Consider the following 20890-nt stretch of genomic DNA (forward strand, 5'->3'; position numbering starts at 1 on the left):
ATTCAGACATCAGTCTGAACGCAGTAGGGATCCACGTCCTTTAGGGCGTGGAGGATGTCAAATGATGATGAGTGAAAGAGGCTAGGTGACTTAGCCTCTTTGTCACTTGACTTTATTTGTGGCGTTTTTCTATTTATTACTGCCTTCTGGTGAAAAAAAGTGGCAAAATAACATCAATGCAGAAAAGCACTCTTATTTTTAGCGCGTAAAGGTTATTTAATGGACGCTGTTGTTACTATCGATCTGGATCAGCTGAAATCTTGGCTGGATGAATTACAGATTGCTTTCTATGAATGTGACTCTTGTCAGGCGTTACATTTACCTCATCTTCAATATATCAATGGTATTTTCGATGCTAAAATTGATGTGCTTGATGATGTGCTTGTTTTTACCGCTATTGCTGAATTAAAACCATCAGCGATAGTGCCTGTTATGGCAAATCTTAGTCAAATTAATGCAAGTTCCCTATTTATTAAGACGTTCCTAGAAATTAGCGATGAAAACTTACCGAAATTAGTTTTGAGCCAATCTTTACCTATTGCTGTGGGACTATCATTTAATCAGTTCGAGCTGTTTTTACATAAGGCTGAAGAGCAGTCAGCAGAAGTGATCAGTGAGATCTTTAATAATGATTTTCTGTATGGCGAAAGACAAGAAAATGAAGAAGATGAAGATCTAGACATAACATCATCATCAACAGACTCTTCATATACTGTACATTAATTACTATCTATAACGGTCATAAAATCTTATGCAATGCGCACGCTCCAGTGCGGGTGATTGCCACTCTTGTGGGTGGCTTTCTCTTGCTTATTCCGAACAAATTAATCAAAAACAACATAATCTATTAGACTTATTGCCCAAAAACTATGCGTTTACTCAATTAGCGCCGGTAGAAAGCCAACAAGTTAAATTTCGTAATAAAGCGAAAATGGTGGTAAGTGGTAGTGTCGAAAAACCGATTTTAGGGTTACGTAAACCAGAGGGGGAAGGTGTTGATTTATGCCAATGCCCACTCTATCCCGCTTCTTTTGAACCGGTTTTCCCAATATTAAAAACCTTTATAGCCAAAGCAGGATTAGTGCCTTATAACGTGGAACGTCGTCGAGGCGAGCTAAAGTTTATTTTATTAACAGAAAGCCGCCACAATCACAGCATGATGCTACGTTTTGTGCTGCGCTCAGAAAAAAAACTGGCGCAACTTCGCCAAGCATTACCATGGTTACAGGCTCAATTACCCCAATTAGCCGTGATTTCGGTGAATATCCAACCTATCCATATGGCGATATTAGAAGGTGAGCAAGAAATTGTATTAACAGAGAAAACCTTTTTAGATGAATATTTTAATGAGATTCCGTTACATATTCGCCCGAAAGGTTTTTTTCAAACCAATCCCGATGTTGCCGCGTCACTGTATGCAACGGCAGGGCATTGGGTCAAAGAGTTGCAGATAAACCGGTTATGGGATCTCTTTTGTGGCTCAGGGGGATTTGGCTTACATTGCGCACAAAAAAACACGGAATTAACAGGCATTGAGATTAGCCCTGAAGCGATTGAATGTGCACGTTTATCCGCCAATGAATTAGGGTTAGAGCATGTAGAGTTTCAAGCGCTGGACTCTACTGGTTTTGCTTTAGCAAAAGAGTCTGTTCCTGAATTAGTACTGGTTAATCCGCCACGACGAGGTATTGGCGAAACGTTATGCGACTATTTAAATAGTATGAAGCCTCGTTTTATCCTCTATTCCAGTTGTAATGCTCAAACGATGGCAAAAGATATACAACAACTTTCTCATTATCGTATCGATAGAGTGCAACTGTTTGATATGTTCCCTCATACTGCTCATTATGAAGTGTTGACGCTCTTGGTTTTACAACAAAGTTAAACGCTAATTTAATCGCAATAACATGTTATTGTCGTTAACGCTTGATAATTTTAACTGCACAACTTAATAACCCCCAAAGCGATTGTTCAACTTTGGGGGTTAATTTTAAAGCAAAAAACGTGGTGTAATGATTTAAGTTGCACTAATCACGATGTTCAAAAGCTAAGGCTTTCTTCTCAATTAATCTCATTAACAGTGTCAGTATTCCATTGATAGCTAAATAAATAATGCCAGCAGCAACAAATACCATCACATCATAATTTTGCCCAAAGACTTGTCGGCTATAGCCGGTTAGCTCAAGTAAAGTGATAGTGCTAGCAAGAGAAGTACTCTTGAAAATCAGCACCACTTCATTGGAATAAGAAGAAAGGGCGCGTTTGAAAGCATAAGGTAAGATGACATTCGCTGTTTGTAATGGCGACATACCTAAAGCTTGGCAGGATTGCCATTGTCCAGCAGGTATCGCCCTTACTGCACCGTGGAAAAGGAGTGTTGAATAAGCCGCACTATTTAATGCTAATGTCACCATGGCGCAAAACCAAGGCGTGGATAATAATTCCCACAACAGAGGATATTCTTTTAATGAGGGGAATTGTCCGGGTCCATAATAGATTAAGAAAAATTGTACTAACAAAGGTGTGCCAGTAAACAATGTAATATAGACTTTTACGATAGGTGAAATAACAGGGACTTTTAATGCCAAAATAAAAGTCATTAATACCGATAACGTAAAGGCGACTAGGAGCGCAACAAAAGTCAGTGATAAACTGGTCGGTAAGCCTGGTAAAATATCAACAATATAATCCCACATTATGAGGCACTCCGTTCAAATCGGGTCGTTCTCATCTCTAACCATTTCAGAATATATTGGCTGACTAATGTAATGGCTAAATAGATAAGTGCCACAATGCTATACCAAGTAAAAGGCTCTTGAGTACGATTGGCAATACTCTGGGTTTGTAGCATTAAATCATTAACGCTAATTAATGAGACTAAAGCGGTATCTTTTAAGAGCACTAACCACTGATTACCGAGTCCGGGTAACGCGTGACGCCACATTTGAGGCATGATAAAGCGGAAAAAAATGGTGATTTTTCCCATACCCAATGCCTGTCCTGCTTCCCACTGTCCGGTTGGCACGGCTTTTAATGCACCACGTAAAGTTTGTGAAGCGTAAGACGCATACAGAAGTGAAAGGGCGATAACACCACAATAGAAAGGTAAAGATTCAGTATCACCAAAGTCAAATTGTAAGGTGAAAGGACCTAATTCAATACCATCCATGAGCATCATGACACCTTGTAAGGTGCCATAATAGACAAAAAGAACCACCAGCATTTCTGGCAGTCCTCTAATTAGTGTTACCCAGCAAGTTCCTAGAAAAGCAAAGGCTTTCCACTTTGCGGATTCCCACGCAGTAAACAGCATGGCTAGAACTAATCCGATAATAAGAGCAGAAATAGCAAGTGTGACCGTAGTCACGGTCGCACCTGCTAGCGTTGTTATTTCATTCATTTATTAAGCTATTGTTGTTATTAACTATAATTATTCAAACCATTTTTTATAAATGACATCATAGGTGCCATCGGCTTTTACTTCAGATAATGCTTTGTTTAATTTATCTTGTAAATCAGCATTACCTTTTCTTACTGCAATAGCAAGGCCTGTACCAAAATAGTTAGGATCAGTGACCTTATCACCAACAATACCTAATTCAGGATTCTTTTTCAGCCATTCATTAACCACAGCGGTATCACCAAAGATAGCCTCGATACGACCATTTTTTAGGTCTAACACGGCATTTTGGTAACTGTCATAAGGCACCGTTTTCATCTCTTTATGTTGTTCATTGATGAATTTCTGATGGGTTGTCCCATTTTGGACACCAATTTGCTTGCCTTTTAAACTTGCAACATCGGAAATTTTACCTGTAACGGTGATAAAGACCGCTGAGTTGTCATAGTAAGAATCAGTAAAATCTACCTGTTTTTGACGCTCAGGCGTAATATCAATCCCCGCCATTAATGCGTCAAAACGACGGAATTTTAAGCTAGGAATTAAGCTATCAAATGATTGATTGGTAAAAGTACATTCAGCATTAATTTTTTCACACATGGCATTTGCTAAATCTACATCAAAACCAACGATTTGATTGTTTGCATCAATCATTTCAAATGGAGGATAAGTTGCCTCAGTAGCAAAACGAATAGTCTCTTTATCAGCCGCTGTTGCAGAAAGTGTAATACTGGTCAGAAGTGCTGCAAATAATATTTTTTTCATTGTCAGATCCCGATTTAGTGTGACAAGTAATTAGCAAAAGCTTCCGTTTGAGGGGCAGTGAAATGATGATTATCACCTTGCTCTATAATACGGCCGTTTTCCATATATACAACTTTGCTTGCGGCTTTGCGCGCAATTTCAACTTCATGGGTCACAATAACTTGTGTGATCCCTGTTTCAGAAAGCTCTTTTATGATATCAACAACTTGAGCCGTAATTTCTGGATCAAGTGCTGCCGTTGGTTCATCAAATAACAGTACCTGAGGCTCCATCATTAATGCTCTTGCAATGGCAACACGTTGCTGTTGTCCACCGGATAAATGCAGTGGAAAACGTTGTGCATAATCACTTAAACGTAAACGGTCAAGTAATTTCATCGCTTTTTCTTTAGCTTGCGGTTTTGCCAAGCCTAAAACACGACAAGGTGCTTCAATTAAATTATCAAGAACCGTTAAGTGTGGCCATAAATTATATTGCTGAAAAACCATGCCAACATTTTGGCGTAATGTACGAATCGCTTTCGCATTCGGTTGCTGGCCAAAATCAAAATGTAGACCAGCAATGTCTAATTCACCAGAACGAGGCATTTCTAATAAGTTTAGAACCCGCATTAGAGAGCTCTTACCCGCACCACTTGGTCCTAACAGAACCATTGTTTCACCAGCAGAACATTCTAGATTAATATCATAGAGTGCTTGGTGCGAACCGTAGAAACAATTTATATTTTTTAATTGAATACTCATGCGTTTTTTTTGAATAGTCATTAACTGTTTCAAATGATAAAACGATGAGAATAATTATGCAACTAATAGTGCATAAAAAATTGCTTTTTTTACTTAAAAATGGATATTAGGACGATTGTTCGGGCTTTTTAGGTGAATTTTTATCCAATCTATAGGCGCAAGTTGAGATGGTTTGAGCCATACCTTTAAAAATAAATAAATGGGCTGGCATCATGGCAAACCAATAGAGTAAACCACTAAAACCAGCAGGATGCCACCAAGCACGGACATCTAATGAGCGTAGGTTACCACTATCGTGAATAGTAAAAGAGAGGCGTCCCAAACCGGGGGCTTTCATACCGAAGAGTAAAGTCAGTTGTTTTTCAGGCTCTAACTTTATTACCCGCCAACCATCAATCATATCACCTAGCGCTAGCGTTTCACGCTGAGGGCGCCCATAAGTGACTTTGTTGCCAACAAGATCATCTAATAAAGCACGCGTTTTCCATAATGCATTACCATAAAAATAACCTTGTTCACCACCAATTTGCTGAACGACATGCCAAAGTGCCGCCGCACTTGCTGGTGTTGACACTGTACATCCGGCATTTTTGGGATAATAGCCATAGCCGGGTTTCCAACGGTTACGTACTTCAGGAGAGTAACCCCAATCTTGATCATCTAAAGCCGCTTCTTCATCTGCGAGTGTTTCTCTGACTGCGTCATCAAAAGAAATTAACTTTTGTGGGATCAGTTTGCGTAAAGAGGCATCTTTAGCGGGAAGATCGTATTTAAGCCCTTGGATAAGCTCCTTGGCGATTGAAGTGGGTACTGAAGTTATTAGGCTAATAAACCCAGCAGAAATAATACTGGCGGGGATAGGCAAAGGGATCAGTAATCGTTTTTTGCCGGAGATGTTAATAAAGCGCTCAAAAAGTGTTTGATAGCTAATATATTCAGGGCCACCGGCATCAAAAATGCGGTGTTGATGGGTTGGGTGATGAATAATTTCTGTTAAATAGTAAATTAAATTTTTTAACGCAATAGGGGATGATTTTGAACGCACCCAACGTGGCGGGGTTAATATCGGTAAGTTATATACCATATCTCGCATGATCTCAAAAGCGGCCGAGCCGGGGCCGACAATCATAGAGGTGCGGATTTCCGTCACAGGAATAGAGCTGGTTCTAAGCACTTCTCCCGTGAGCTTGCGGGCAACAAGATGGGGAGAGTAGGGTTGATCTTTATGTTGGAGCGCACTTAAAAAAATAATTTGTTTAACGTCACTCTCTTCTAAAGCATCGACGACGTTCAATGCCGCTTGGCGCTCTTGTTCGATAAGGTTATGGGCATCTCCCATACTGTGCACAAGGTAATACACAATATCCGTATTACGGATGACATCTCGTAATGTTTTGGGATCGTGTAAATCAACAAATACACAGCGTGTATTTTGCCACCCTTGCGACATCATCCAATCGACTCTACGAGCTCCGGCGGTGACTTGATGGCCTTGTGCTATTAAGGCAGGAATAAGATTTTGTCCAATATGTCCACTGGCACCTAATACCAATACACGCTGTTGATTCATCGTTAACCCACTGTAAGAAAAGACGTAATAATACTATTGTTACAAAATTTTCTATGAAGTAAAGAACGCCATTAAGATTGGTGTGACCAAACTTAATACGAAACCATGCACAATTGCAGCAGGAACTATGGCAACCCCTCCGCTGCGTTGTAATACAGGTAGCGTAAAGTCCATAGAAGTTGAACCACAAATACCTAATGCCGTATTTCTATAACGATTAACAATAATGGGAATTAGCATGATGGCGGCTAATTCACGCATTAAGTCATTAAAGAAAGCGGTACTACCAATTACCGGGCCAAACGCATCGGTTAATACGATCCCCGATAAAGAATACCAACCATAACCAGAGGCTATCGCTAATCCCATTTTTGTGGGTAATCCGAGTAAATAAGCCGCTAATGCACCACCTGCAAGGGCACTTATTGCCATCACTATTGCAATGGTAGTACCGCGACGATTAATTAAGATCTGCTTTGGACTCATGCCACTATTACGTAATTGTAGACCAACAAGCCATAATAAAAAGATAAGTGCGCCTTGACTGGCTTGAGATGCATAACCAAAAATTGACCATCCGGTTAAACCGACAAAAAAACCTACTACCACTACACCACAAAGTTGTAGTGATTCGAGTACCATTTTGATACGTGAAGGGGGCTTAGCTTGTTTATGTGCAGGGACATGCCAGGGATCTTTTTTATCCAGCAACCATAAAAACAGCAGATTGGCACCAAAAGTACAGATAAAGAAGACACTGGCATAGGCAAGGATAGAAAATAAATTTTCACCAATATTATCTAACATGGCTAAGCTAACCCCCATTAAAAAGAGGATCACATAGACCATTGCACTAAGTAAACGGTTAGCCAATTGAAGCAAAGGGCGATTGTTTAACTTAATCAAATACCCTATAAACAGGGGCAATAGGATAATCAATAACCCTGATAGCATTTCTATTCCTTACTGAGTGTTGTCAAAATTATAAAATAAACTAATAACGCGAATTGTATTATAACATTTGCTAATAGTTATGTGGATATAGAAACCGCGATAAGTTGAAAATTTTTATTACAGAAGAAGAGCCTAGCACGATCTGATTAATATAGCCTTAATTGTTTGAAAAATGAGCTAATTAGTTATGTGTCGAATAGTTGAGTAAATTTTATTACGCTTATGAGGAACTGTGTTTTAATAAAAATAAGTCATTAAGTAAAATTATTATCAGAAAGCGTATAAAGTTGATAGAGATGCAATAGATGAACCATAACAACTGAGTTGCGACCTGAGAGGGAATTTATGTATTTAGAAAGAGTGGAAATAGCAGGATTTCGGGGGCTTAATCGCCTTTCTCTCCCCCTTGATATGAATACGGTTTTGGTTGGCGAAAATGCATGGGGTAAAACTTCATTACTTGATGCGTTAACCTTGAGTTTGGGGATCGAAACTTATCAATATGCTTTTACAGCAGAAGATTTTCATCGTTTACCTAATGAGCCAGAAAACAGTAAAAAAAACCTACAAATTATTCTGACTTTTACCGAATCACGTCCAGGTCGTCATCGCTCGTATCGTTTTCGTAAATTAGCACCCGTATGGATAGCTAATGGGGACGCTCGTAAGCATATTTATTACCGTATTAGTGCAGAATTAGATGAGCAGCAAAATGTCAAAACCTTTCGTTATTTTCTGGATAAAGAAGGTAAACAGATCCGTTTAGCGAATGGACAGACCAAAGCGATTATTGCTGAAATTGTGCGCCTTTATCCAGTATTGCGCTTACAGGATGCGCGTTTTATACCTAATTTAACAACAGAAGTTATTGACTCTCATAATGAGCCTCATCGTGAAGCATTTAATAATAAGATGAGTGAATTAACGAAAGCATTAATTAATAACCCAGACAATTTATCAGATGAAGATTTACGTGAAGGGTTAGATGCAATGCAACAGTTATTAGGACACTATTTTGCTGATCACGGTGCGCTACTGTTTAAATCTCATTTGAAACATCGCAAAGTCAGTGAGCCACATATTCGAGGATGGCATGCACTAGAAAATATTAATAAGATTTTAGCGAAACCTAATCAGCGCAATATCCGCTTAATTATTTTAGGTATGTTCTCTTCTATTCTACAGTCACGAGGCAGTGTCGAACTTGATCCTTATGCAAGACCGATAGTGATTGTAGAAAACCCTGAAACTCGCTTACACCCTATTATGCTTTCTGTGGCATGGGGATTATTAAATCTCTTTTCTTTGCAACGCATTACGACAACCAATTCAGGGGAGTTACTCTCCTTAGCACCACTACAAAGTGTTTGTCGATTAGTACGTGATACAGATAAAGTTGCCGCTTATCGACTTGGCGACAAACAACTTCATGCAGAAGAAGAGCGTCGTATCTCTTTTCATATTCGTTATAACCGACCTTCTGCACTCTTTGCTCGTTGTTGGTTATTGGTCGAAGGGGAAACGGAAATCTGGCTAATGAACGAATTAGCCAGACAATGTAACTACTTCTTTGAATCTGAAGGGATCAAAGTCATTGAGTTTGCGCAGTGCGGACTTAAGCCACTGTTAAAGTATGCTACCTATATGGGTATAGAATGGCATACGTTGGTTGATGGCGATGAGGCGGGTAAAAAATACGCCGCCACCGTTAAAGAATTTGCCGCAAAAAGAAATGATGCGGAGCGTGACCGATTAACACGGTTGCCAGCATTAGATATGGAACACTATTTATATAAAGAAGGTTTTCGCAATGTCTATCATGAGGTTGCGGGTGTTCCTGATAATGAAAAATGGCCAGTAAGACGTGTGATCATAAAAGCGATACAACGTTCATCAAAGCCTGATCTTGCCTTAACGGTTGCTAATAATGCTGCACAACGAGGTATTGATGCTATTCCTACTTTATTAAAGGTGATGTTTTCTCGGGTAGCATGGCTTGCGAGAGGAAAAGCCAATTAAGTCATTTTTCTATGCTTCTATTTATAGGGGCATAGATATCTTATTGTGTTTTTATTATCGAAAAAGTTAAGGGTGATTTTAGGTTATTACCAACAGGACTTTATTTTTTATTTCACTCTTATTGTATAAGAAGGATATTTCATGGCTTTTTTCCTAACTAAAAAGCAAGGGAAGATTATAGCTGCTATTTTGATTTTTATTGCCATAGGCTTATTTTTTTTCTGGCCGAAAGAGCATTTACCTAGTTATCAAACACAAAAAATTACTCGTGGGGAGCTTTCCAAAGAAGTAACAGCAACAGGCAAATTAGATGCGGTACGTAAAGTCGATGTTGGTGCGCAGGTGAGTGGTCAGCTACAAACTTTATATGTAAAAGAAGGGGATGTAGTAAAAAAAGGCGATCTGCTGGCGATTATTGATCCGAAAAAAGCACAAAATGAGGTCGCGGAATCTCAAGAAACTAATAATGAACTGACGGCTAATTTACAGCAAGCTAAAGCCGAATTACGTTTGGCGCAATTGACTTATCAACGTCAATTAAAGCTGATTGGCACACATGTTATAGCCCAAGAAGAGCTTGATCGCACTAAAACAGACGTTGAAGTCAAAAAAGCGCGAGTGGCGACTTATGAAGCACAAATTAGAAAAAATCAGGCAACACTGGATACCGCAAGAACTAATTTGCAATATACCCGTATTACTGCGCCGATGGATGGTGTGGTCACTTTTATCAAAACCCTTGAAGGGCAGACAGTCATTGCAGCTCAAGAAGCACCAACCATATTAACATTAGCTGATTTAGATACCATGTTAGTAAAAGCCGAAGTTTCTGAGGCGGATGTTATCTATTTAAAACCCGATCTTAAAGCCTCTTTTACTGTGTTAGGAGCACCAGACAAAGCCTTCAATGGTAAGTTAAAAGATATTTTACCTACACCTGAAAAAATCAATGATGCGATTTTTTACTATGCACGTTTTGAAGTCCCCAATGAACAACATTTGTTGCGTTTACAAATGACAGCACAAGTTAAAATTCTCCTTGAGCATAAAAAAGATATTCTCTTAGTGCCATTGTCAGCATTAGGGGAAAATGTAGGCATAAATGAATATCAAGTAGAGGTTCTCGTCAATGGGCAGCCTGAAAAACGCGTAGTTAAAATCGGTATTCGTACAGATGTTTATGCAGAAGTCATTAGTGGATTAAATGAAAATGATGACGTGATCCTCGGTGAGATTGCAGGAGAGTCATAATGTCTGCATTACTAGAGCTCAACAACGTAAGCCGTTTATATACCAATGGTGAAGAAGACACGGTGGTACTAGATCAGATTTCACTGACGATTAATGCTGGGGAAATGGTCGCGATTATTGGTGCATCAGGCTCTGGGAAATCAACGCTAATGAACATATTAGGTTGCCTAGATAAGCCAAGCAGCGGTGAATATAAAGTGGCTGGGCAATGTGTGGCAGATATGGAAAGTGACCAACTGGCTGCGCTACGTCGTGAACATTTTGGCTTTATTTTTCAACGCTACCATTTGATGGCGCATTTAACTGCTGAGCAAAATGTGGAGATCCCCGCCATATATGCAGGTAAAAGTACAGAGCAAAGAAAAGAGCGCGCCCGTGCGCTATTAACTCGCCTTGGTTTAGCAGAGCGTATTCACTATCGACCAAGTCAGCTTTCCGGAGGTCAACAGCAAAGAGTCAGTATTGCCCGTGCATTAATGAATGGCGGAGAAGTGATCCTCGCCGATGAGCCAACAGGGGCATTAGATAGCCAATCGGGTAAAGAGGTAATGGCTATCTTAAAGCAATTAAATCAACAAGGGCATACGGTGATTATTGTCACTCACGATCCATTAATTGCCCAACAAGCCGATCGTATTATTGAAATTAAAGATGGTCAAATTATTAGCGATAATAATAATCACCATTCTGTACCAGTGAAAAAGGCACCACCTGCGATCCAAACCGCCTCTTATTTTCATCAAGTCATTGGGCGTTTTACGCAGGCATTAAACATGGCTTGGCGAGCAATGGTGGTGAATAAAATTCGTACCTTGCTGACAATGTTGGGGATCATTATTGGCATTGCCTCTGTTGTCACCATTATTGTTATTGGTGATGCTGCCAAAGATAGGGTCTTAGCAGATATAAAAGCGATTGGCGCCAATACCATTGATATCTATCCGGGTAAGGAGCTTGGTAGTGATTCACCAGAAGATAAACAATCCTTAACCATTCAAGATGTTGATGCGTTAAAACAGCAATCTTATATACAATCAGTGACACCACAGATTTACTTTAGCTCTCGATTACGTCGTGGTAATCAAGATGCGCCGGCAACAGTTTCTGGTGTTAACGAGGATTATTTTTCAGTGTATGCGTTGAAATTTGCACAGGGGAGCACTTTTACGCCTGATATGATCCATCGCCAAGCGCAAGTAGTCGTTATTGATGAAAATACTCGTCATCGTTTTTTCCCGAATAAACAAGCGGTGATTGGCGAGCAAATTATTATCCGTAATATTCCTTCTACTATCATAGGGGTGGTTGCAGAGCAAAAATCCACTTTTGGTGATAATAAGTCATTACGTGTCTGGGTGCCTTACAGTACGCTAAGTAGTCGAATTTATAACCGTAGTTATTTAGATAACATCACGGTAAAAGTAAAAGAGGGCTATGATGCGAGTGTTGCTGAGCAACAAATTCTCCGCTTATTAACGATCCGGCATGGTAAAAAAGATATTTTTACTTATAACATTGATAGTTTTATTAAAGCGGCTGAAAAAACCACGCAAACTATGCAACTGTTTTTAACCTTGGTGGCGGTTATTTCGCTGGTGGTAGGCGGCATCGGCGTGATGAATATCATGTTGGTTTCTGTTACAGAAAGAACCCGAGAAATTGGTATTCGTATGGCGGTAGGTGCACGAGCCAGCGATGTTATGCAACAATTTTTAATTGAGTCAGTACTGGTGTGTTTGGTGGGAGGATTATTAGGTATTAGCCTTTCATTTGCGATTGCTATGTTTGCCAGCATGATGCTACCCAATTGGCATTTTGTTTTCCAGCCCACGGCACTGATAAGCGCTTTTGCTTGCTCTACAGCAATTGGGGTTATTTTTGGTTTTTTACCGGCGAGAAATGCGGCCAAAATGAACCCTATTGATGCCTTAGCGAGAGAGTAAAATAGCGGTAGTCTATAAAAGATCAAAAGCCCTATCTTTCAAAAGATAAGGGCTTTTATTGGTATGATAATGTGAGCGTCATTTTCTGTTTAAAGTGTGAAAATGGACGAAATAAGGGGCGAGAGCGGATAAAATATTATCCACATTATACTTACTTAACCATTATTCGATAATAGGAATGATAAGATCAGCATGATCCCCTTTAGGTCCTTTTATTGTGCTATAATTAACTTTCTGACCCGCTTTCAGTGTGCGGTAGCCTTCCATTCTTATTGATGAATAATGGGCAAAAATATCTTCGCCACCTGCGGCAGGGGTAATGAAACCAAAACCCTTAGCGTTGTTAAACCACTTAACTGTACCTGTCTCCATACTTAGCTTCTCTCATATACTTGTCTTTATTTACTTAACATTACTTTCAGTATATTTACTGAGCTGTTCATAAAACATACTCTAATTAATTGTTTCAATCGTCAAGGGGGAGATGAGCAAGAAAATGTTCCGAGTAGGTGAAACTTTGATGTAGCTAACGCTTTGTTATTTATTTTGGTAGAAAAAGAGTTAATAAAAAACCGTTGATAGGCAGACTTTCCTATGAGATGGTAAACTGAATGTCATAGTGAGTCGTGACGTTTAACAAACCAATGAGTAACACATAACAATGGGTCAGTTTGATTTTTTAACAGAAACTACACTAGGGGAGAAGGTCTCTCAGTTAAATGAGCCACCTGCGATGTATAAGGTGATCTTGAATAATGATGATTACACCCCCATGGATTTTGTTGTAGAAGTATTAACAATGTATTTTTTTCTTAACGAAGAAAAAGCCACACAAATTATGTTGGACGTTCATCATAAAGGGAAGGGAGTGTGTGGTGTCTATAGTGCGGATATCGCTGAAACTAAAGTTGCACAAGTGAATCAATACGCCAGAGAAAATGGCCATCCACTTTTGTGTACACTGGAAAAAGCGTAGTCCGGTGAGTCTTTTAAGGAGGAGGTGCTTATGCTTAATCACGAATTAGAGCTTAGTCTTAACATTGCATTCGCGAAAGCCCGTGATAACAGACACGAATTTATGACTGTAGAGCACCTGTTGCTGGCGCTATTAAGTAACAAATCGGCGCGTGAAGCATTGGAAGCTTGTAAAGTCGATTTAGCAGTCTTACGCGAAGAGCTTGAAATCTTTATTCGTAAAACGACACCTATTTTACCCGAGCATGTCGATAGAGAAACACAGCCAACCTTGAGTTTCCAACGTGTATTACAACGTGCTGTGTTCCATGTGCAATCTTCAGGTAAAAATGAAGTTTCCGGTGCCAATGTGCTAGTGGCGATTTTTAGTGAGCAAGAGTCTCACGCCGCTTATCTACTACGTAAACATGATGTTAGCCGTCTTGATGTGGTTAATTTTATCTCTCATGGCATTTTAAAAGATGATCAACAAAACAGTGATGATCAGTCTGATATGGGCGATATAAATGCACAATCTCAACAAGAGATGCCACAAGGCGATGATCGCATGGATAATTTTACCACTAACTTAAACCAGTTGGCGCGTCAGGGTAAAATTGATCCACTTATCGGCCGTCAAGCGGAATTAGAAAGAACGATACAAGTCTTATGTCGTCGACGTAAAAATAACCCATTACTGGTCGGTGAATCGGGTGTCGGTAAAACGGCAATTGCAGAAGGGCTCGCATGGCGTATTGAACAAAATGATGTGCCTGATGTGATGAAAGGCTGTACGCTCTATTCTCTTGATATTGGATCTTTATTAGCAGGAACCAAATATCGTGGTGATTTCGAAAAACGCTTTAAAGCGTTATTGAAAACACTTGAAAAAGATGAAAAAAGTATCTTATTTATCGATGAAATTCATACCATCATTGGTGCTGGTGCCGCCTCTGGTGGACAAGTTGATGCCGCTAACTTAATTAAACCACTATTATCAAGTGGTCGTATTCGTGTGATTGGTTCAACCACTTATCAAGAATTTAGTCAGATCTTTGAAAAAGATCGCGCCTTGGCTCGTCGTTTCCAAAAAATTGATGTAATTGAGCCTTCGGCAGATGAAACCGTATTGATTATTAAGGGATTGCGTCAGAAGTATGAAGTACATCACGATGTGCGTTATACCAATAAGGCCATTCAGGCAGCTGTTGATTTATCGGTTAAATACATTACTGATAGACACCTTCCTGATAAAGCCATTGATGTTATTGATGAAGCCGGTGCGAAAACCCGTTTAATTGCACCAAGTAAACGTAAAAAGACGATTAATGTCTCTGATATTGAATCGGTAGTAGCAAAAATTGCCCGTATTCCAGAAAAAACGGTTTCTAGCAGTGATAAGTCAATGCTAAAAAATCTGGATAACCAATTAAAAATGTTGGTGTTCGGTCAAGATCAAGCTATTCATGCCTTGGCTGAATCTATCAAAATGAGCCGAGCAGGTTTAGGGCAAGAGAATAAGCCGGTTGGCTCTTTCTTATTCGCCGGACCAACTGGGGTGGGTAAAACAGAAGTAACGGTCCAGTTGGCGAAAGCGCTTAATATTAAGCTACTGCGCTTTGATATGTCTGAATATATGGAACGACATACGGTAAGCCGTTTAATTGGGGCACCTCCTGGTTATGTTGGTTTTGATCAAGGTGGATTACTCACAGATGCGGTGATTAAAAACCCTTATTCTGTAGTGTTACTTGATGAGATTGAAAAAGCACATCCCGATGTGTTTAACATTCTGCTACAAGTGATGGATAACGGAACACTTACTGATAATAATGGCCGTAAAGCTGATTTTCGTAATGTGATTTTGGTGATGACAACCAATGCGGGTGTTCATGAAACGCAACGTAAATCGATAGGGTTTACTGAACAAGATCATAGCACTGATGCCATGGTTGAAATCAAAAAAGCGTTTTCCCCAGAGTTTCGTAACCGTTTGGATGGCATTATTTGGTTTAATGCGCTATCAGCCGATATTATTGCTATGGTGGTTGATAAATTTATTGTCGAGTTACAAGCTCAATTGGATGATAAAGGGGTATCGCTAGAGGTAAGTCAAGAAGCTCGCCAATGGCTAAGTGATAAAGGTTACGATAAAGCAATGGGAGCAAGACCTATGGCGCGCGTAATTCAAGAAAATCTGAAAAAACCATTAGCCAATGAAATTCTGTTTGGCTCGTTAGTTAATGGCGGATCGGTTTCTGTGACCTTAAATGACCAAGAAAATAAATTACAGTACCAATTTACTAGCCAAGAAAAATTGGCTAAAAAAGAAGATACCGTTATTTAATAATAGCGGTTTATCTTAGGCTAAAAAGCAGACACCACAGGTCAGCATCAATTCATGCTTTGCCTGTGGTGTTTTTTTTCACCCGAAATGATGATATTGCGGGAGAGAATGGATTGGGATCAACGGCTACGGAAGATGATACGGCCTTTGCTCAGGTCATATGGGGTCAGCTCAACGGTAACCTTGTCGCCTGTCAGGATACGAATATAGTTTTTACGCATTTTTCCTGAAATATGAGCGGTAACGACGTGTCCGTTTTCTAATTCTACACGGAACATCGTGTTTGGCAGAGTATCCAGTACAGTGCCTTGCATTTCAATGTTGTCTTCTTTGGCCATCTAATCCTCTAAGTTTTAATAACCATATTTTTTAAACGGCAAGATAATGCCGAAAATATTGTCCTATGTAAAGGAATGTTATTGGTTAACAAAGATGTTTGCTTTGCTAACAAGTTAATATTCCTTACCGTTACTTGTGTTTTAGTTGCTGAAAAACAAGGTTAATAACACAAGTCATAATTCTTTATTGTGCGGTATTTATTGCAATAAAATAACAACATCCAAACCACACTTTGGATGTGCAAGATGAATTTTTGTATAGACCACAGCAGTGAAATTCTATTTAAAATCTGATGGGCTTTACAAAAACGAGTGGTGATTATAATTCCAACGATTGCTGATACCAACACTTTTTATCAATAATCACCTTTTTCCAACGAGATAGCGCCTCTAAATAGCGATCTCTGGCAATTTCTATCGCACCTAATGCTGCCGTATGAGAGTTTAACACTTGGCAATCAAATAGTTGACCCCCATAACGCAGAAAATGGTTATAAAAAGCAACAAAGGCACATTTAGAAGCATTATTTCGACGACTAAACATTGATTCACCGCAGAAAACGGCACCAACGTTAACCCCATATAAACCACCGACCAATTCGTCGCCCTCCCAAACTTCTACAGAATGGGCTTCTCCTTGTTGGTGCAATGCCCGATAGCCGGTTTTTATATCAGGGCCTATCCAAGTTCCCTCATTACGTACACTACAGGCCTCAATGACATCAGAGAATGCCTGATTTAAGGTGATGGTATAAGGCGCTTGGCGTAAAAACTTACGTAACGTACGACCAATATGCAATGTTCCTGCGGGTAAGACAGCTCGGGGATCGGGTGACCACCATAACGGCGTTTCATGGGGTGTATACCAAGGGAAAATTCCCGTTTGATAAGCCTCTTTCAAACGAGCAGGGGAAATATCGCCGCCAATTGCCAATAACCCACTTGGCTCTTTTAAAGCCAAATGGGGGGCAGGAAAAGTCACATCGTGTTCATCTAATTGAAACAACGGCATATTACGCCTCATCATGTGGCATTAACAATGCTTGTCTTTGATGAAATTTAGCATACTGACCTTGCTGTTGTAATAACTGACGATGCGTGCCGGTTTCGACAATATGACCGCCATCCATCACACAAATTTTATCCATTTTATCTAGCCCAGAAAGTCGGTGGGTGATCATTAATACCGCTTTTCCTTGGCAATGTTGCTGTAATAGCGCGAGGATCTGTTGCTCTGTATCTGCATCAAGACCTTCTGTTGGCTCATCAAGTAAAATTAGTGGTGCATTATGGAGTATGGCTCTTGCCAGCCCTAAACGTCGTTGTTCGCCTCCAGAAAGCTGTCTTCCACCATCACCCATCCATGCATTTAAACCTTCATCATTTTCGACCAGTTGTTCAAGACCAACTTGGCGTAGAACATGAGTAAGCTCTTCATCTGTCGCATCTTCTTTTGCCATAATTAAGTTCTCTCTTAAAGTATGGCTAAAAACATGCACACGTTGAGGTACAACAGACATCATTGAACGTAATGTCGCTTCATCATAATCAGCAAGAGATAAATGATTTAATGTGATCACGCCCTGAGAGGGATCGAATGCGCGATTGACTAATTGTAAGAGTGTTGATTTACCACAACCCGTTTTACCGAGTAATGCCACATGTTGTCCTGCTTCAATGGTGAGATCAACATGATTGATCACAGGCATGGGTTGATTAGGATAGGTAAAGCAGACATCCCGTAGTGTTAATGAGGCGCTCGGTTTTATCTCTCCCCCTTGGGCTGGGAAGGTGACATCGGGTTGTTGCTCAATTAAATGCGTAATACGCGTAGCCGATGTCATGACTTGCCCTAAATGTTGAAATGCGACAGTCACCGGGCCGAGCGATTCAAATGCCGCTAATGCACAGAAAGTAAAGAGAGCGATGAGTGCTTCTGGCATAAAGTGGGCATCAATACCATCGGCAGCTAACCATAAAATCAGTGTGGCGGTTAATCCCGAGGCCAAAATCATTAGCGATTGAGATAAACCAGTTAAGTTAGCTTGTTGTGCTTGACGGCGCAGCCAGCGTGCTTCAAGTTGCGCTAAATTTTGTCTAAAGCGGGGAAGGGCGCCAAAAATTGTTAATTCAGCTTGCCCTTGTAACATACTGGTGAGTACGGTGCGATATTGCCCTCTTAGATCTGTGAGATCACGACCAATGGGCTTTCCGGCATAATAAAATACAAAAGGTAATACCACCAGCAGGGTGAGCATAATACCACCTAGCGTATTTGCTAAGCGAGCATCAATAAGCCCAAGCCCAAACATAATGGTCATGATAACCACAAAGGCGGCAATTATCGGTGAGATCACCCGAATATAAAGGTGATCTAAGGTTTCAACATCAGCCACTAAACGGTTAAGTAATTCACCTTGACGAAAACGGGCGATCCCCCCAGGAGAGAGCGGTAAAATTTTCTTAAAAGTGAAAACACGCAAGTGTGAGAGTACACGAAAGGTGGCATCATGACTGACAAGACGCTCAAAATAACGCCCCGCAGTACGAAATATTGCCGCACCTCGTACCCCAGCGGCGGGTAACATATAGTTAAAACTATAAATGCCCGCAAAACCCGCTAATGACGTGCCCGCTAAGAACCAGCCAGAAAGTGTTAAAAGGCCAATACTGGCTAATAATGTTAAAATTGCCAACAAAATACCCAGTAACAGCATAAACCAGTGACGACGGTATAACGCGAGAAAAGGAAGCAGTACTCTCATGATCAAAGTTCCTCTTTACGATGAGCAAGAAGACGAGCAAAGGCACCATGTTGTTGACTGAGTGACTGATAAGTCCCAGTTTCAATGATTTGCCCTTTTTCCATTACCCAAATCTGATCATATTCCATCGTTTCTTCTAATAAGTGGGTAATCAACAGCGTCGTTTGATGTAATGAAGCTTCATTAAGCGCTTGCATAACGAGCTGTTCACTGTGAGAGTCTAAACTTGCTGCTGGCTCATCTAATAATAAAAAGTGACAAGGTGATAAAAGGGCGCGAGCTACCGCAATACGTTGGGCTTGACCAACAGAAAGACGGGCAGCATTATCACCAATAATGGTGTTTAAACCATCCGGTAATTCGTTAATAAAATCACTTACATAAGCTTTTTCAATAGCTTGATTTATCTTCGCTTCACTGGCGTTCGGATCACTTAAACGAATATTATCCAGCAGGGTTTGCTCTGGTAAGTTAGGGTTTTGTCCCACCCAGCTGATACATTGTCGCCATGCCTGTGGAGAGAGTTGAGTTAACTCAACACCATTGACGGTTAACGAGCCACGATAAGGTAAAAAACCTAACAATACATTAAGTAATGAGCTCTTGCCTGCGCCACTTTGCCCGACCAGTGCAATACGCTGTTTGGGATGAATGGTAAAGTTAAGAGGGCCTGCCAGTTTGGCTCCTTGATGTGACAAAATTTCTAATTGCTGGGCAACTATTTCAATACCTTGGTCGGTATTAATAGTTTGATTACCCGTAGGTTGGGGCTGTTCACCTTCAGCTTCTAAAAACTCAACCAAGGAGCCAGCTGCACCTACCGCCTGTGCTTTAGCATGATAATAGGTGCCTAAGTCGCGTAATGGTTGGAAAAACTCAGGGGCAAGGATCAGGGCTAAAAAACCAGAAAATAACGTCACGCCTAACCCATAATCACCAAAGCTCAATTCTCCAAGATAGGAAAAACCAAAATAGACCGCGACGACCGCAATGGATACGGCGGTAAAGAATTCTAATACGCCAGAAGAGAGAAATGCCATACGTAGCACTTCCATGGTTCGCTTACGAAAGTCTTCCGTTGCATCCGTTATCTGTTTTACTTCTGCATCACCACGGTTGAATAGGCGCAATGTATCTAAACCACGTAATCTATCAAGGAAGTTGCCACTTAAGCGACCTAAGGCAAGAAAATTACGCCGGTTAGCATCTGCTGCGCCTAAGCCAACTAACGCCATAAATAAAGGAATAAGAGGGGCTGTGACAAAAAGAATTAATCCTGCGGCCCAATTAATAGGAAAAATGGTAATAAGAATAAGCAAAGGTACAATAGAGGCGAGATACATTTGCGGTAGATAACGCGCATAGTAATCTTGCATATCTTCTATTTGTTCTAGAATAATCGTTGCCCAACTTCCTGCGGGCTTGCCTTTGACCCATACAGGGCCTAGTGCTTCAAGTCTATCAAGTACTATTTTGCGAATTTGCTGTCTGACCGCCATACCACAGCGATAGCCTACACGTTCGCGTATCGCCATCACGACAGCGCGTAAAATAAAGATGCTGATAAGGATAAGGAAAGTAGTCGTATGTGTATCACGACTTAGCCCATCCATAATGAACGCTTGTAGTAGAATGGCTAATAACCATGCTTGCGCAATAATTAATAAACCACTGACTACCCCTAAAATCATTGATAGCCGTAACCAACGGCGGGCTGGAGCACTTTGCTGTTTCAGCCATCGAACCAATTCATTTTGTTTAGTTTTATCCATGAGAAAAGATTCAAATCTGCAGGTGAGATACAAAGTATCAAAAACGCCAAGAATAATAATGATTACTCT

Annotated in this window: 18 protein-coding genes; 7 read left to right on the forward strand and 11 right to left on the reverse strand. The window is 40.4% G+C overall.

From position 1 onward, the window contains the following. The first annotated feature begins 219 nt into the window (after positions 1-219). Positions 220-723 (forward strand): YbjN domain-containing protein, encoded by a 504-nt coding sequence (locus tag AACV01_RS05065; protein ID WP_012367695.1) that lies wholly within the window; start codon positions 220-222, stop codon positions 721-723. Positions 724-751: 28 nt separating this feature from the next. Beyond that, positions 752-1885 (forward strand): 23S rRNA (uracil(747)-C(5))-methyltransferase RlmC, encoded by a 1134-nt coding sequence (gene rlmC, locus AACV01_RS05070; RefSeq protein ID WP_161682519.1) that lies wholly within the window; start codon positions 752-754, stop codon positions 1883-1885. Positions 1886-2027: 142 nt separating this feature from the next. Here rlmC and artM read toward each other — a convergent pair whose 3' ends face one another. The 6 genes from artM to AACV01_RS05100 all read right to left on the reverse strand — a co-directional run bounded on the left by artM (position 2028) and on the right by AACV01_RS05100 (position 7432). Continuing rightward, on the reverse strand, positions 2028-2696 hold the full coding sequence (artM, locus tag AACV01_RS05075) for an arginine ABC transporter permease ArtM (protein WP_004244548.1): 669 nt from the start codon (positions 2694-2696) through the stop codon (positions 2028-2030). Next, positions 2696-3400 carry an arginine ABC transporter permease ArtQ gene (gene artQ, locus AACV01_RS05080; protein WP_004244549.1) on the reverse strand — a complete coding sequence of 235 codons (705 nt, stop codon included), beginning with the start codon at positions 3398-3400 and terminating at the stop codon, positions 2696-2698. Before artQ ends, artM begins: the two co-directional genes overlap by 1 nt. 30 nt (positions 3401-3430) lie before the next feature. Further along, positions 3431-4165, reverse strand: coding sequence for an arginine ABC transporter substrate-binding protein (gene artJ, locus AACV01_RS05085; protein ID WP_004244550.1), 735 nt, complete (start codon positions 4163-4165; stop codon positions 3431-3433). Positions 4166-4179: 14 nt separating this feature from the next. After that, positions 4180-4908 carry an arginine ABC transporter ATP-binding protein ArtP gene (artP, locus tag AACV01_RS05090; RefSeq protein WP_046335166.1) on the reverse strand — a complete coding sequence of 243 codons (729 nt, stop codon included), beginning with the start codon at positions 4906-4908 and terminating at the stop codon, positions 4180-4182. 106 nt (positions 4909-5014) lie between these two features. Further along, positions 5015-6478 (reverse strand): DUF2867 domain-containing protein, encoded by a 1464-nt coding sequence (locus tag AACV01_RS05095; protein WP_036971351.1) that lies wholly within the window; start codon positions 6476-6478, stop codon positions 5015-5017. Positions 6479-6529: 51 nt separating this feature from the next. Further along, entirely contained in the window at positions 6530-7432 is a 903-nt protein-coding gene (locus tag AACV01_RS05100) for a lysine exporter LysO family protein (protein ID WP_004244553.1), read from the reverse strand. Positions 7433-7777: 345 nt separating this feature from the next. On the opposite strand from AACV01_RS05100, the gene AACV01_RS05105 reads away from it, so the two are divergent. The 3 genes from AACV01_RS05105 to macB all read left to right on the forward strand — a co-directional run bounded on the left by AACV01_RS05105 (position 7778) and on the right by macB (position 12645). Next, positions 7778-9451: an ATP-dependent nuclease gene (locus tag AACV01_RS05105; protein ID WP_004244554.1), complete on the forward strand. Its 1674-nt coding sequence runs from the start codon at positions 7778-7780 to the stop codon at positions 9449-9451. Between the two features lie 141 nt (positions 9452-9592). After that, a complete protein-coding gene (gene macA / locus AACV01_RS05110; protein ID WP_161682521.1) occupies positions 9593-10702 on the forward strand; it encodes a macrolide transporter subunit MacA in 1110 nt (369 codons plus the stop codon). Beyond that, positions 10702-12645 (forward strand): macrolide ABC transporter ATP-binding protein/permease MacB, encoded by a 1944-nt coding sequence (gene macB, locus AACV01_RS05115; RefSeq protein WP_004247615.1) that lies wholly within the window; start codon positions 10702-10704, stop codon positions 12643-12645. Before macA ends, macB begins: the two co-directional genes overlap by 1 nt. 162 nt (positions 12646-12807) lie before the next feature. Here the strand turns inward: macB and cspD are convergent, their stop codons facing one another. Then, entirely contained in the window at positions 12808-13017 is a 210-nt protein-coding gene (gene cspD / locus AACV01_RS05120; protein WP_004244557.1) for a cold shock domain-containing protein CspD, read from the reverse strand. Positions 13018-13306: 289 nt separating this feature from the next. On the opposite strand from cspD, the gene clpS reads away from it, so the two are divergent. Together clpS and clpA are read left to right on the forward strand one after the other, a co-directional pair. Then, positions 13307-13621, forward strand: a complete 315-nt coding sequence (gene clpS, locus AACV01_RS05125; RefSeq protein ID WP_004244558.1) for an ATP-dependent Clp protease adapter ClpS — start codon at positions 13307-13309, stop codon at positions 13619-13621. A 30-nt stretch (positions 13622-13651) separates the two neighbouring features. Continuing rightward, positions 13652-15946 (forward strand): ATP-dependent Clp protease ATP-binding subunit ClpA, encoded by a 2295-nt coding sequence (gene clpA, locus AACV01_RS05130; RefSeq protein ID WP_161682523.1) that lies wholly within the window; start codon positions 13652-13654, stop codon positions 15944-15946. 119 nt (positions 15947-16065) lie between these two features. Here the strand turns inward: clpA and infA are convergent, their stop codons facing one another. The 4 genes from infA to cydD form a co-directional block, all read right to left on the reverse strand. After that, a complete protein-coding gene (gene infA / locus AACV01_RS05135) occupies positions 16066-16284 on the reverse strand; it encodes a translation initiation factor IF-1 (RefSeq protein WP_004244560.1) in 219 nt (72 codons plus the stop codon). 319 nt (positions 16285-16603) lie between these two features. Further along, the gene (gene aat / locus AACV01_RS05140) at positions 16604-17296 is read right to left on the reverse strand and encodes a leucyl/phenylalanyl-tRNA--protein transferase (RefSeq protein WP_036932268.1); all 693 of its coding nucleotides are present in this window, start codon (positions 17294-17296) and stop codon (positions 16604-16606) included. A gap of 1 nt (position 17297) precedes the next feature. Continuing rightward, on the reverse strand, positions 17298-19049 hold the full coding sequence (cydC, locus tag AACV01_RS05145) for a heme ABC transporter ATP-binding protein/permease CydC (RefSeq protein WP_004244562.1): 1752 nt from the start codon (positions 19047-19049) through the stop codon (positions 17298-17300). A gap of 2 nt (positions 19050-19051) precedes the next feature. After that, on the reverse strand, positions 19052-20821 hold the full coding sequence (cydD, locus tag AACV01_RS05150) for a heme ABC transporter permease/ATP-binding protein CydD (protein ID WP_161682525.1): 1770 nt from the start codon (positions 20819-20821) through the stop codon (positions 19052-19054). Between the last annotated feature and the right edge of the window lie 69 nt (positions 20822-20890).

The organism is Proteus sp. G2609, from assembly GCF_963896135.1.
GTDB lineage: Bacteria > Pseudomonadota > Gammaproteobacteria > Enterobacterales > Enterobacteriaceae > Proteus > Proteus mirabilis.

Excerpts from the sequence above, each read along its gene's own strand:
- AACV01_RS05065 (WP_012367695.1), top strand. The coding sequence starts at position 220 with ATGGACGCTGTTGTTACTATCGATCTGGATCAGCTGAAATCTTGGCTG.
- rlmC (WP_161682519.1), top strand. The coding sequence starts at position 752 with ATGCAATGCGCACGCTCCAGTGCGGGTGATTGCCACTCTTGTGGGTGG.
- artM (WP_004244548.1), bottom strand. The coding sequence starts at position 2,696 with ATGTGGGATTATATTGTTGATATTTTACCAGGCTTACCGACCAGTTTA.
- artQ (WP_004244549.1), bottom strand. The coding sequence starts at position 3,400 with ATGAATGAAATAACAACGCTAGCAGGTGCGACCGTGACTACGGTCACA.
- artJ (WP_004244550.1), bottom strand. The coding sequence starts at position 4,165 with ATGAAAAAAATATTATTTGCAGCACTTCTGACCAGTATTACACTTTCT.
- artP (WP_046335166.1), bottom strand. The coding sequence starts at position 4,908 with ATGAGTATTCAATTAAAAAATATAAATTGTTTCTACGGTTCGCACCAA.
- AACV01_RS05095 (WP_036971351.1), bottom strand. The coding sequence starts at position 6,478 with ATGAATCAACAGCGTGTATTGGTATTAGGTGCCAGTGGACATATTGGA.
- AACV01_RS05100 (WP_004244553.1), bottom strand. The coding sequence starts at position 7,432 with ATGCTATCAGGGTTATTGATTATCCTATTGCCCCTGTTTATAGGGTAT.
- AACV01_RS05105 (WP_004244554.1), top strand. The coding sequence starts at position 7,778 with ATGTATTTAGAAAGAGTGGAAATAGCAGGATTTCGGGGGCTTAATCGC.
- macA (WP_161682521.1), top strand. The coding sequence starts at position 9,593 with ATGGCTTTTTTCCTAACTAAAAAGCAAGGGAAGATTATAGCTGCTATT.
- macB (WP_004247615.1), top strand. The coding sequence starts at position 10,702 with ATGTCTGCATTACTAGAGCTCAACAACGTAAGCCGTTTATATACCAAT.
- cspD (WP_004244557.1), bottom strand. The coding sequence starts at position 13,017 with ATGGAGACAGGTACAGTTAAGTGGTTTAACAACGCTAAGGGTTTTGGT.
- clpS (WP_004244558.1), top strand. The coding sequence starts at position 13,307 with ATGGGTCAGTTTGATTTTTTAACAGAAACTACACTAGGGGAGAAGGTC.
- clpA (WP_161682523.1), top strand. The coding sequence starts at position 13,652 with ATGCTTAATCACGAATTAGAGCTTAGTCTTAACATTGCATTCGCGAAA.
- infA (WP_004244560.1), bottom strand. The coding sequence starts at position 16,284 with ATGGCCAAAGAAGACAACATTGAAATGCAAGGCACTGTACTGGATACT.
- aat (WP_036932268.1), bottom strand. The coding sequence starts at position 17,296 with ATGCCGTTGTTTCAATTAGATGAACACGATGTGACTTTTCCTGCCCCC.
- cydC (WP_004244562.1), bottom strand. The coding sequence starts at position 19,049 with ATGAGAGTACTGCTTCCTTTTCTCGCGTTATACCGTCGTCACTGGTTT.
- cydD (WP_161682525.1), bottom strand. The coding sequence starts at position 20,821 with ATGGATAAAACTAAACAAAATGAATTGGTTCGATGGCTGAAACAGCAA.